This window comes from Pseudomonas sp. KCJK9058 (assembly GCF_046230975.1).
Lineage (GTDB): Bacteria > Pseudomonadota > Gammaproteobacteria > Pseudomonadales > Pseudomonadaceae > Aquipseudomonas > Aquipseudomonas alloputida.
Genome location: NZ_JBJJLR010000081.1, coordinates 1 through 14,085 on the forward strand (window position 1 = coordinate 1; position 14,085 = coordinate 14,085).

A 14,085-nucleotide genomic window follows, 5' to 3' on the forward strand; every position below is an offset into this window, starting at 1 on the left:
TATATCATCGGCTGCCTGGGCAACCGGGTGGAAGTTCAGGGCCAGGAGCCCGAAGGCTCCCAGCAACAGCGGTGACAGCGGACTGCTTCGCTTCACATAGTTCCCTTACTGCTGGTCGTCCATGCCGCCGGGTATTCACCCGACGGGTTTACAGCGGCCTCAAACCACATGGATACCGTTCTGTACCCACAGGTGATGGCTTGGATCCTCCTGGGCCGTGTACTGGTTATAGTCGATGCCGTCGGCAGTTTGGTTCCCGACCAGCGTCCAGTTGTCCGTCATGTGAACTGAGTCTTTGTCGTCCCCCTTGATGATCAGTGTGTCGGTACCGGTTTCGGTGATGGCCACCACATCCGCCAGGTTGAGGGTGAGCGCCACCGAACTGGTGTCGTTGAGGTCGAGGATTTCGATGTCGTGTACGCGCCCGGCCAGGTTGCCCAGGTCAATGCTGGCATCACCGCCGCCCCACAGCAGGGTGTCGGTTCCCGAGCCACCGTCGACGCTGGCGAAGTTCTGGTCGACCACCACCAGTGTGTCGTCACCCGCACCACCCTGCAGGGTGATGTGGCCACCCTGGCTGCCATCGAGGTGGTCGTTACCGTCAGTGCCGGCGATCACATCGGTGGCCGCTGCCAGGCTGGCGAGTGCCGCGGATTCGTCGCCGGTATCGGCCAGCAGCGATGTGGTGGCGGTGAGGCCGGCGGCGCTGTCCACGTTGATGGTGAGGGTTGCGGTGTCGGTAGTGCCGTTCGGGTGGCTTAGCTCGTAGGTGAAGGTGTCGTGCTGGCCCACCACCGCCGAGGTGAGCCCTGCGTTCAGGGTGTAGGTGTAGCTGCCGTCGGCATGCACCAGCAACGTGCCGTAGGTGCCGGCCACGCTTACCCCGTTGTAGCCCGGGATGGTGTAGGTGTTGGCCGCTGTCAGCACGCTCAGCACGGTCAAGGCCGAACCGACATTGTCGTCAGCCAGCAGGTTGCCGGTGGCGGCTGTCGCGCCACTGACCACGAACTCGGTCAGGTACGTTGTAGTGGTGTTCAGGCTGGTGGTGATGGAGCTGAGCAAGCCGATGCCGCCGGCGGTGACACGTACGTGGTAGGTACCGGCGCCCTGGTTCTCGAAGGTATACCCGGCGCCGCCGCCCAGTATGCTGACCAGCGAACCACCTGGCACCGACTGCACCAGCACGTACTGGCCGGTGGCCGGGTTGAGCTTGAGCAGCTCGATGGTGGTGCCGTTGAGCAGGCCCAACAGGTTGGTGGAGTTGACCACCACCTGCAGGTCGGCCGTGGTATTGGCGGCAACCGTGGTGGTGTAGGTGGCCTGGCGGGTACCGATCACTGGCAGGTTCAGCGAGCCTAGCGTACTGCTGCTGGAGTCCACGCGGTTGTCCAGGGTGACCTGGCTGGTACCAACGTCGTTGACTGCGTCGACCACCGTGGCCGGAGCACCGTAGTTGGTGTCGCTCCAGACCTCCGTGGCTTGCGGGCTGTCGATGCGCACGTACAGGTTGGCGGCATCGGACAGGCCGTTAGGGTGCACCAGTTGGTAGCTGAACACGTCCACCTTGCCGACACTGTTCGGGCTGCCGTTCGGCGTGTAGGTGTAGCTGCCGTCCGCACGGATCACCAGGGTGCCGTACTGGCCCTGAACCGTCGTGGCGGTCCCGGCCGAGACGTAGCTGCCGTCTTTGAGCACTTGCAGCACGGCGGCGCTGTCCGGGCCACGAGCATCCACTGCGCCATCGGTACCCACGTCGGTAATGACGTTGCCAGAGGTGGCAATGCCGGTGCCGGTGAATTGGGTCAGGCTGGTGGAGACGATGTCCAGCGTGGTGCTCACTTCGGTGATCAGGCCGATGCCGCCACTGCCCACGGTCAGTCGGTAATCACCGGCTTGCAGCACGCCGATGTCCACCTGCAAGCCGATTGGCAACACGATCAGGTCGAGCAGGCCCTGAGTGTTACCGGTGGCGATGGTCACCCAGTTGCCGCTGGCGTCTTTCACCTGCAGGGTGAAGCTGGTGTTGTTGAGCAATGCCAGCACGCTGTTGGTGGTCAGTGTGAGGGTAGGGTCAGCCGTGGTGCCTGCTGCCACCGTCCAGGTGTAGGTCTTGGAGAACCCCGACAACAGCGTGGTGAAGCTGTCGGTGTAGGTCTTCGTGGCGCTGACCGCTGCCAGGTTGACCGTGGCCGTGGCCAGGTTGTCGCTGGCGATGACCGGCGCGTTGGCATCCACATCCGGTGCAGTGACGTTGACGTTGCCCGACACGTTGCCGCGCGGGTCGCTGAGGGTCACCGAAAGGATCTGGCCGTTGTCCTGAGGCGGGCTCAGGGTCACGGTGAAGGTGCCGTCCGCCTGCACCGTCGCGGTCTGCAGCACGGTACCGCCGGCGCTGCGTACGGTGACGGTGGCACCCACTTCGCCAGTACCGGTGAGGGTACTGCCGTCGGCACTGAACAGCAGGTTGCCGGCAGCCGCAGGCGGGGTCAGGTCCGGTGCGGTCAGTGCAGTGCCTGTGGACACGTTACCGGCGCTGTCGGTGAGGGTGACGCTGAGCGCCTGGTTGTCGATCTGCGCCGCAGTCAGGCTGACCACGAACAGGCCGTTGCTGCCCACCGTTGCGGTACCCAGTACGGTACCGGCGCTGTTGCGCACGGTGACCGTGCTGCCGACCTGGCCAGCACCACTGACCGAGGTGCCGTTGGCGTTGATGGTGGCCAGCGGGGCGGCTGGCGGGGTGGTGTCCGGCGCAGTCAGGCTGGTGCTGGCGGACAGGTTGCCGGCAGCATCGGCCTGGCGTACCACCAGCAGTTGCCCGTCGTTCTGTGGCGAGGTCAAGGTAATGCTGAAGGTGCCGTTGGCTTGTACCACTCCGGTACCCACCTGGCCGTTCGGGCCTTGGACGGTAATGGTAGCGCCCGCCTCACCGCTACCGGTAAGCACGGTACCGGTGCCGTTGATGGCGACGTTGGTGGGGGCTGCAGGTGGCTGCAGGTCTGCGGCGGTGTAGCTTGTGCTGCCGGACGCATTGCCTGCAGCGTCAGCCTGGCTCACGCCCAGGACCTGGCCGTTGAGCTGCGCGGCGTTCAGGTTGACGGTGAACACGCCACCGCCATTCACCACCGCCGTGCCGAGCACGTTGTTACCGGCATCACGCACTGTCACCGTGGCACCGGCTTCACCCGTGCCGGTCAGCACCAGGCCATTGACAGACAGGCTGGTCACCACCGGGTTGGTCGGTGGCGTGATGTCGGCCGCTTGCAGGAAGGTCGGCTGCGATTCGCCGCCTATCAGCGCCACCGCTGTCACCGAAATGTGTTCGCCATTGAGCTGGGCTGCGTCCAGCGTCAGGGTGAAGGAGCCGTTCAGGCTTGCGACCCCTGTACCGATCAGGTTGCCTGCAGCGTCGTACACGCGAATGCCCACACCGCTGGGTGCACTGCCTGTCAGGGTCAGGCCGTCGCTGCCCAAGGTCACGTCGGTGGGCGGCACGGGTGGTGCGATCAAGGGTGTGAGGTAGGTCGCGACCGCAGACGTATTGATGCCGTCGGACTGTGTCACTTCCAGGGTTGCGAGCGAGCCCGCCGCCGGCACCAGCGTTATCTGGAAGTTGCCAGCGGCATCCACCACGCCGGTACCGATCACGTCTCCGTCGAGGCTGACGGTAACCGTGGCATTGGCTTCGCCCTTGCCGGTCAGCACGTTGAAGGTGTTGTTGATCGCCAGGTTGGTCACCAGGTCGGGTGGCGAGGTGTCGTTGGTCTGGTAAGGGACAGCCACCGAAGCGTTGCCAGCATCATCCGTGGACACCACCGTCAGCAACTGGCCGTTGTTCTGTGCCGGGCTGATCGGCACAGTGAACTGGCCGTTCTCACCCACTTCCACCGTGCCCACGATGTTGTTGTTCGGGCCGCGCACCGTGATGGTGCTGCCGGCTTCTGCCGTACCCGTCATCGACGTACCGGCTGCGTTGAGCAGCAGGTCGGTCGGCTGCACCGGTGGCGTCAGGTCTGGCGCAGTCACTGCCAGCGGTACCGACGGGTTGCCAGTGGCGTCCTGGGCGATGATGGTCAGCGTTTCGCCGTTGATTTGCGGGCGGTTCAGGTCAAGGACGAAGGTGCCGTCCGGCTCCACCGTTACCTGGCCCAGCAGGTCGCCGTTGTTGTTGACCACCGTGACGCGGGTGCCGGCTTCGGCAGTACCGATCACCTGGGTACCGCTGTCGTTGATGATGGCGACCACGGAGGCCGGTGGTGTGGTGTCCACCGCCGTGACCGAACTGATTGGCGAGATGTTGCCAGCTGCATCGGTCAGGGTGACCTGCAGCGCCTGGCCATCGAGCTGCGCTGCATCCAGCTCGACGATGAAGGTCCCGTCGGCGCCCACTGTGCCGGTACCCACCTGCGTGATACCGACGTACACGCGCACGGTGGCGCCCACTTCGCCGACACCCCCCAGCTCGTCACCTGCCGCATTGAGCCGCAGCTCGGTTGCTGCCGCTGGCGGCGTGAGGTCCGGCGCTTGCACGTTGACCGGCAGGCTGACGTTGCCGGGGGGATCGGCCTGCAGTACCGACAGTGTCTGGTTGTTGATTTGTGCGGGTGACAGTTCGACGCTGAAGCTGCCATCAGCCAATACGATACCCGTGCCCAGTACGGTACCGGCCGCGTTACTGACGATTACCGTGGCGCCGGCCTCGCCCAGGCCGCTGACCACACTGCCGTCGGCGTTGATCACCACTTGGGTGAGCGGGTCGGGCGGGGTGAAGTCGGGGGTTTGCAGGGTTGCCACTGCCGACACGTTACCGGCCGCATCGGCCTGGGTGAAGCTGAGCAGCTCGGCGTTGCCCAGTGCCGGGCTCAGCGTGATGGTGAAGTGGCCACTGGCATCGACGGTGGCGCTGCCGATTTCCTCGCCTGCCGGGTTGGTCACGGTCACCCGCGCGCCCACTTCGCCGCGGCCGGTGAGGGTGACACCATCACCGGAAACGGCCAGTTCGCCGGGTGCCGTTGGCGGTGTGGTATCGGGTGCGGTGATGGCGCTGGCAGCAGACTGGTTGCCGGCCGCATCGGTCAGTACCACCTGCACCTGTTGGCCGTTGGCCTGGGGCGATGCGAGGCTGACCTGGAAAGTCCCGTCGGCGCGCACCGTGGCGCTGCCCAGCACCGAACCATCGGCGGCGAGCACACGCACGGCGGCACCCGCTTCGCCGGTACCGTTCAACAAGCTGCCACCCCCGGCGAAAGCCAGGTTGCCGGCAGCATCCGGCGCGACGCGGTCAGGGGCTGTCAGGCTGACGCTGTTGGACTCGTTGCCGGCCACATCGGACTGGCTGGCGCTGAGCTGTTCGCCGTTAATCTGCGGGCTGTTCAGGTTGACATTGAAGTTGCCATTGGCATCGACCACGGCAGTGCCCAGGTCGACACCGCCTTCGCCAATCACGGTAACGGTGGCACCTGCTTCACCGCGGCCACTGAGTACCAGGCCATCGCTGGACAACGCCAGGTTGGTCAGTGGTTGCGGTGCCGTGGTGTCGGGTGCCTGCAGGGTAGCGGGTAGCGATACGCTGCCATCGGGGCCCGTTGCGCTGACCTGCAGCACTTCGCCATTGGCCTGAGCACTGCCGAGATTGACAGTGAACGTGCCGTCGTTGGCGACCGGGCTGCTGCCCAGCAATACGCCGTTGGGGCCGTACACCTTGATTGTGCTGCCCGCCTCGGCGGTGCCGGTCACCGACAGGCCGTCGGCGGCCAGTATCAGGTTGTCCGGTGTGGCCGGTGCCAGCGCACCCGGCGCCGTCACGCTCTGTGCAGGGGAGACGTTCTGTGCGGCATCGGCCTGAACCACGCTCAGGCTTTCACCCGTGATCGCTGCCGGCGACAGGGACACGCTGAAGTGACCGTCGGCGGCCACTGTAGCGTTGCCCAGCACGGTACCGTCCGGTGCCCGTACGGTCACGGTTGCGCCTGCTTCGCCATCGCCTGTCAGGGTGGCGCCATTGGCGGAGACAGCCAGGTTGGTCACGGCGGCCGGCGGCGTGGTGTCGGCTGCAGTGTAAGGTGCGGCCGGCGACACGTTGCCGGCTGCGTCGGTGGCGGTCACCTGCAGCATCTGGCCATTGGTCTGGGCACTGTTCAAGGTGACCTGGAAGGTGCCGTTGCCACTGGCTACCGCTGTGCCCAGCACGTTGCCGCTGGCATCGCGCACGGTCACGGTGCTGCCGGCTTCGGCGTTACCGGTCAGTTGCAGCCCGGTACCGGACAGGGCGAGTGCTGTCGGTGCGGTAGGCGGGGTGAAGTCTGGCGCGGTGACCGCCACGGCGGGGGAGGTGTTGTTGCCCGCGTCGGTCTGCGTAACGCTCAGGTGCTGGGCGTTGAGCTGGGCGCTGTTCAGGGTGAGGGTAAAGCTGCCATTGGCCGCTACCAGGCCGGTGCCGATGATGGTCCCGTCCTGGCCGTGAACGGTGACCGTGGCACCGGCTTCGCCCAGGCCGGTCAGGGTCAGGCCGTTGTTATTCAGCACCACGTTGGTCAGCGGCGCGGGTGGGGTCAGGTCCGGGGTTGTCACATTGATTGCCGGCGAGGTATTGCTGGCGGCATCCACTTGCGTCACGCCGATGACCTGGCCGTTGGCTTGCGGCGTGTCGAAGGTCACCGTGAAGCGACCGTCGGCGCCCACCGTGGCGGTGCCGAGCAAGGCACCGGCGGCGTTGCGTACCTGTACCGTGGCGCCCACTTCACCGCTGCCGGAAAGCTGCCGGCCGTCCTGGCTCAACACCGGGTTACTGATGGCCGCTGGCGGCGTATGGTCTGGCGTGGCCAGGCTGGCCGGGCCGGACACATTGCCAGCGGCATCACTGAGGGTGACCTGTAGCGGGCTGCCGGTGACTTGCGCGCTGGGCAGGGTGATCTGGAACTGGCCGCTCTGGTTGACGGTGCCGGTGGCCAGGATGGCGCCGCTGGCGTCGCGCACGGTGACGCTGGCACCGGCTTCGCCCTGGCCGCTGAGCACGGTGGCTGCGCTGTTGAGGCTGAGGTTGCTGGCCGCCAGCGGTGCCTGCAGGTCAGGCGCTTGCAGGGTGGCCGCGAGCGAAACGTTACCTGCAGCATCAGCCTGGGTGACGATCAGGTTCTGCCCATTGGCCACGGCCGGCGAGAAGCTGACGCTGAACAGGCCATTGCTCGCGACGGTTGCAGTCCCCAGCAAGGTGCCTTGTAGGTCTGTCACGCGCACAGTTGCACCCACCTCGCCTTGGCCGGTCAGCGTACTGCCGGTGGCGTTGAGGTTTACCTGCGTCGGCGCGTCCGGTGCCGTGGTGTCATTGGCCACGATAATGGCCGGCACCGAAGGCTGACCATCGACGGTAGCCTTGGCACTGACCTGCAAGATCTGGGCGTTGAGCTGGGCGTTCTGGAGGAACACACGGAAGGTACCGTCGCTGCCGACCGTGGCGCTGCCCAGCGTGGTGCCCCCGGAGGTTACGGTAATCAGCGAGCCGACCGTACCCTGGCCGGTCAGCAGGAAACCGTCGGCGCTGATGGCAAGGGCTGAAGGCGTGGCCACTTCGGTACCGGTCGGGCCAGCCAGTGGTATTTCAGGCGATTCGTTACCGGCAGGGTCGATCACCACCACATCGACTGTTTCACCTGATGCCAGCGGTGGGGCGACCGGGATCACGAAGGTGCCGTCCGGCCCTGCAGTTACAGTGCCGCGCACGGTGTCATCCGGGTTGCGGACTTCCACTGTGCTGCCAGGCTCGGCTGTGCCGCCGACCGTGCTGCCATCCGGGCTTACGGTAAGCCCGGTCGCCGGTTCTGGGTTGGTCGTGTCCGGCGCGGTGACAGAGACCGGCGCCGAGTCGTTGCCGGCTGCGTCGGTCACTACCACGGTTACGGTCTGGCCGTTGTTCTGCGGTGTATCCAGCGGCACGCTGAAACTGCCATCCGGGTTGACCGCAACAGTGATCACATTGCCGGCCCCATCGCTCACGGTCACCGAACTGGCGCCAGGTGCGTTACCGGTCACAGCCGTGCCATCGCTGCTGACTGCAACGTCGGTGGGCAGTGCCGGTGGCGTGATGTCAGGCGCAAGGATCTGGCTGGGCTGCGAAATGTTGCCGGCCGCATCGGTCAGCGTCACATCCAGGGCCTGGCCGTCCAACTGGGCGGGCGATAGTGGGACCGTGAAGCTGCCGCCTGCGGGCACGACGACGGTGCCTACCAACGTGCCGTCGGCAAGCTTCACTTCCACCGTGGCGCCAGCTTCACCGGTACCCTGGATGGCACTGCCGCCCGGGGTGATCGTGAGGCCGGCAGGCGCAGCTGGCGCGGTACTGTCGTCAGCGGTGAAAGTGGCCGACGGCGAGGCATTGCCGCCGCCATCGATCAGCACCACCGACAGCACTTCACCGTTGGTCTGGGCCGGGGAGAGTGCCACTTCGAACGTACCGTCTGCATTCACCGGGATGGTGCCTAGCAGGTTGCCTGCGGCATCACGTACCTCTACCGTGCTGCCTGCCTCGCCCTGCCCGCTGAGCAGTGTGCCGGTAGGATCAAGGCCCAGTCCTTGCGCCGGCAGCGGTGCCTCGAAGTCAGGTGCGGTCACGGTGCCAGCGGGCGAGCCGTTGCCGCTGTTGTCCGCCTGAGTGACAGACAGCGTCTGGCCATTGAGCTGTGGCGGGTCGATGACCACCTGGAAGGAGCCATCGGGCTGGACCGTTGCGGTGCCCAGTACTGTGCCGCCAGTGCCGGTCACGGTCACCTGCGCACCCGGCTCGCCGCTGCCGCTCAGGCTGCTGCCGTCGCCAGCCAGGACCAGACCGGTGGGGCTATCGGGTGCCTGGGTATCCGGTGCCGACACGTCGACTGCCGCCGACAGGTTGCCGGCCGCGTCGCGTTGCTCCACGGTCAGTGCCTGGCCGTTGGTTTGCGGCGTGTCGAGGGTGATTTCGAAAGCGCCACCTGCGCCGACCACCGTGCTGCCCAGCACGCTGCCATCCGGCCCGCGCACGGTCACGGTGGCGCCCGGTTCGCCGTTGCCGGTGATCGTGGTACCGGTGCCGTCGATGGCCGGGTTGGTGACCACTTGCGGCGGGGTAGAGTCGGGGGCGGTGAAGTCCACCGGCCCTGCGCTATTGCCCAGGTTGTCGGTCGCTTCGACGGTCAGGCTTTCGCCATTGCGCTGTGGCGCGTTGAGGGTGACGTCGAAACGGCCGTCGCCGCCCACGGTGGCAGTGCCCAGCACATTGCCGTCGGCGTCACGCACGGTGACGATGGAGCCGCTTTGACCCTGGCCGGTAAGGTGAATGCCAGCGGTATCGATAGCCAGCCCGGAGGGTTGCAGCGGGCCGTCGGTATCGGGCGCGACGATGTTGGCGGTCGAGGTGTTGCCAGCGGGGTCGCGCAGGACCACGTCCAGTTCCTGGCCGTCGGTCTGCGCTGGGTTCAGGACCACGCTGATCACACCGTCGGCACCGACCTGGGCGTTGCCCAGCACAGTGCCGTCGGCGCTGATGACCTGCACGGTGGTGCCCGGTTCGCCGCGACCGGTGAGCAGGCCGCCATCGGCACTCAGTTGCAGTTCACTGGCTTCATTGGGCGGGGTGATATCGGGCGCGGTGATCTGGGTCGGCAGTGAACTGTTGCCAGCTTCGTCAACCGCGACGACATCCAGTGCTTCCCCGTTGGCCTGTGCCGGGGTCAGGCCGATGGTGAAGCTGCCATCCGGGCCGGCCTGGGTGCTGCCCAGGACATTGCCCTGCGCGTCACGCACTTGCACCTGCGTATCTGCCGGTGCGGTACCGGAAACACTGGAGCCGTCACCGGCCACCACCACGCCGCTCGGGCTTTCGGGCAGCGGTGTATCGGCAACGGTCACGCTGACCACTGCCGAGGTATTGCCAGCGGCATCGGTCTGCACCAGCACGAGGTTCTCACCTGCGGCCAGCGGTGCCTCCAGGTCAATCACGAAGGTGCCATTTGGCGCCACGGTGCCAGTACCGATGACTGCGCCTTGGGCATCACGCACTTCGACTGTGGCACCAGGCTCACCACGGCCAGACACGGCCAGGCTGCCATCGCCTGCCAGCACGTCAGTGACGATCGCCGGTGCAGTAATGTCCGGGGCCACGTAACTCAGCGGCACCGAGGTATTGCCTGCCGCATCGGTCACGGTGATGGACAAGGTTTCGCCATTGGCCTGGGGCGGGTCGAGGGTCAGGCTGAAGCTGCCATCCGGCTCGGCAATGACGCTACCGATCAGGTTGCCCGAGGCATCTTTGACCTCAATCCGTGCGCCCCCTTCTGCAGTACCGACCAGGCTGTCACCATTACTCAGCACCAGGTCGGTGGGTTGCAGCGGTGCTACCTGGTCGGGCGCCGTCAGCGGGCTAGGTGTAGAGACGTTGCCGGCGGCATCGGTCAGGGTCACTTGCAGGGACGAGCCATCCACCACCGGGGTTGGCAGTTGCACATTGAAGCTGCCATCGGGCTGAACGGTGCCGCTCACCAGCACTTGCCCCTGATCGTTGCGCACCTCCACGGTGGCGCCCGCTTCGCCGCGCCCGGAGACTGTGCGGCCATCGTTACTGATGGCCAGCTCTGTGGCGGGCTCCGGCGGTGTGGTGTCGCCGCCGTTGTCCACGATCGGTGCGGTGACGCTGCCGGCCGTGGAGGCGTTGCCTGCGACATCGGTGGCCGTCACCTGCAACTGCTCGCCTGCCACTTGTGGCGGGGTGAGGCCGATGCTGAAGGCACCGCTGGCCCCCACCACGACACTGCCCAGTACAGTGATGCCATCGGCGGCCAGCACACGGACGGTGCTGCCTGCTTCGGCGCGGCCGCTGACAACGGTACCGTCGCCACTGATTGCCAGATCGCTTGGCGCCACAGGCGCGGTGATGTCTGGTGCGGCGACCTGCACCGGCAACGACGAGGTGCCGTTGTTGTCGATCGCCACCACGTCCAGTAATTCGCCATTGGCCTGGGCCGGTGTGAGCACCACGGTGAAGGTGCCCTCGGCACCCACCACGATGCTACCGACCAGCGTGCCGTTGGCATCATGCACTTCCACGCGGCTACCAGCAGGAGCAGAACCGCTGATGCTGCTGCCATCGGCGGCGACGACCAGTTCGCTCGGGCTGGTCGGGGTGACCACCAGTGGCACGTCGTAGGTCAGCGCTTCAGAGGCGTTGCCGCTCGGGTCGGTCTGTACCAGGCTCAGGCGTTCACCCGGCAGTGCAGCCGGATCGAGGTCGATCAGGAAAGTACCGTTCGCGGTCACTGTGCCGGTACCGATCAGCGTGCCATTGGCATCGCGCACCTCGACGGTAGCACCGGCTTCGCCGCGACCGCCCAAGGTCAGGCCGTCGGCGCCGACGACGATGTTGCTGACTACGGCAGGCACGGTGATGTCCGGGGCCTCGAACTGCAGGGGTGAAGAGACATTGCCGGCGGCATCGATCAGACGGATGTCGAGGATTTCGCCATTGGCCTGGGCCGGCGACAGGGTGATGCTGAAACTGCCGGTTTCAGTGACCAGGCCAGTGCCGAGCAAGTTGCCCAAGGCATCGCGTACCTGCACGGTCGCGCCTGGCTCGCCGTTGCCGCTCAGGGTCACGCCGTCGGCCAAGGCCACGCCGCTCGGTTGGGCCGGGGCCTGCAAGTCCGGGGTAACCACCGACGCCGGGGCAGAAGCATTGCCGCTGGCATCGGTCAGCACCACTTGCAGGTTGCTGCCATCTTTCACCGGTGGGTCAAGGGTGATCTGGAAGGTGCCGTCCGGGTTGACCGAGCCGTTGGCCAGTACATTGCCCTGGGCATCGCGCACCTGCACGCTGGCCCCGGCTTCGCCGCGGCCATTGAGCTGGGCCCCGGCCAGGCCGACTACCAAGTTGGTTGCGGCATCCGGTGGTGTGGTGTCGCCACCGTCGATGTCCGGCGCGGTGATGTCGCCGGCCGTGGAGGTGTTGCCGGCGGCGTCGGTGGCGGTGACTTGTAGTACCTCTCCACTCACCTGCGGCGGGTCGAGGGTGATGCTGAAACTGCCAGTGGCGTCGACCACCACACTACCCAGCACGGTGGTGCCATCGGCGGCCAGCACACGCACGGTGCTGCCCACTTCGGCGCGGCCGGTGACCTCGCTGCCGTTGGCACTGATCGCTAGCTCGCTCGGGGTGACCGGCGGGGTGATGTCTGGCGCAGCGATTTGCACCGGCAGGGACGAAGCGCCGGTGCCATCGATGGCCACCACGTCCAGCAGTTCGCCGTTGGCCTGGGCCGGGTTGAGGATGACGGTGAAGGTGCCACCGGCACCTACCACCACACTGCCGACCAGTGTGCCGTTGGCATCGTGTACTTCCACACGGCTGCCCGTCGGGGCTGTACCAGTGATGCTGGCGCCGTTCGCAGCCACCACCAGGTCGCTTGGGCTGGCTGGGGTCGTGGTTGCCGGGACTTCATATTGCAGGGCTTCAGAGGCGTTGCCGCTCGCATCGGTCTGCACCAGGCTCAATTGCTCGCCCGGTTGCGCGGCTGGGGTGAGGTCGACCAAGAAGGCTCCGTTGGCGCCGACTGTGGCGGTGCCTATGACAGAGCCGTTGGCATCACGTACCTGTACGGTAGCACCGGCCTCGCCACGGCCACTGAGCACCAGGCCATCGGCGCCCACCACGACGTTGCTGACGGCAGCTGGCGGCGTGACGTCCGGTGCAGTGAATGCCAGCGGCGTTGAACTGTTGCCGGCGGCGTCTACCACGCGAATGTCCAGGGCCTCACCATTGGCCTGGGCGGGGAACAGCGTGACGCTGAAGGTGCCGTCTTCGTTGACCAAGCCAGTGCCGATCAGGCTGCCGGTGGCATTGCGCACCTGTACGGTGGCACCGGGCTCGCCGCGGCCGGTAAAGGTCACGCCATCAACCAAGGCCAGCTCGGTTGGCTGCGCTGGGGCCAGCAGGTCTGGCGCGGCGACCGAACCGGGTTGCGAGACATTGCCGGCAGTGTCGGTCAGGGTCACTTGCAGGGTACTGCCATCGGTGATGGCCGGGTTCAAGGTGATGGCGAAGGTACCATCGGGATTGACTGTGCCTGTGGCAATTACGGTGCCTGCGTCATCGCGTACCTGAACGCTGGTACCGGCTTCGCCACGACCGCTGAGTTGGCTGCCGGCAGCACTGATCACCAGGTTGGTCGGGGTCTGCGGTGGCGTTGTGTCGCCGCCATCGATGTCCGGCGCGGTAAGGTTACTGGCGGTGGAGGCGTTGCCTGCCGCATCGGTGGCCGTCACTTGCAGCACTTCACCGTCTATCTGTGGCGGGTCGAGGGTGATGCTGAAGCTGCCGGTAGCGCCAACTACCACGCTACCCAGCACAGTGGTGCCGTCGGCGGCCAGCACGCGTACGGTGCTGCCCGGTTCGGCACGGCCGGTGACCACGCTGCCGTCGGCATTGATCACCAGTTCGGTTGGGGCGGCAGGGGCGGTGATGTCGGGGGCGGTGATCTGTGCGGGCAGCGAGGAAACGCCGCCGTCATCAATGGCCACCACGTCCAGCAGTTCGCCGTTGGCCTGGGCCGGGTCGAGGGTAACGGTGAAGCTGCCGTCGGGGCCCGCCACCACACTGCCAATCAGCGTGCCATTGGCGTCATGCACTTCCACACGGGTGCCGGCAGGTGCGGTACCGCTGATGCTGCTGCCGTCTTCGGCGAATACAAGGTCGCTGGGGCTGGCAGGCGCAGTGGTGACCGGGACTTCGAATTGCAGTGCCGAGGAAGCGTTGCCGCTTGGGTCGGTCTGCACCAGGCTCAACTGCTCGCCTGGCTGTGCGGCTGGGGCGAGGTCGATCAGGAAGGTGCCGTTGGCACCCACCACACCCGTGCCGATCACGGTGCCATTGGCATCGCGCACTTCCACAGTGGCACCTGGCTCGCCGCGACCGCTCAGGGCCAGGCCGTCAGCACCAACCGTAATATTGGTTACTGCCTCAGGTGGGGTGATGTCCGGCGCATCGAATTGCAGTGGCGCCGAGGCGTTGCCGGCGGCATCCACCAGACGCACATCGAGCGCTTCACCATTGGCCTGGGCAGGCGACAA

At 66.3% G+C, this 14,085-nt stretch carries 1 protein-coding gene; it reads right to left on the reverse strand.

Annotated features, from left to right (window positions below; translation table 11 throughout):
• Positions 1-159 precede the first annotated feature (159 nt).
• Positions 160-14,085, reverse strand: a 13,926-nt coding sequence (locus ACK59Z_RS25115; RefSeq protein ID WP_409293918.1) for a BapA/Bap/LapF family large adhesin, incomplete at its 5' end; no start/stop codon positions are given.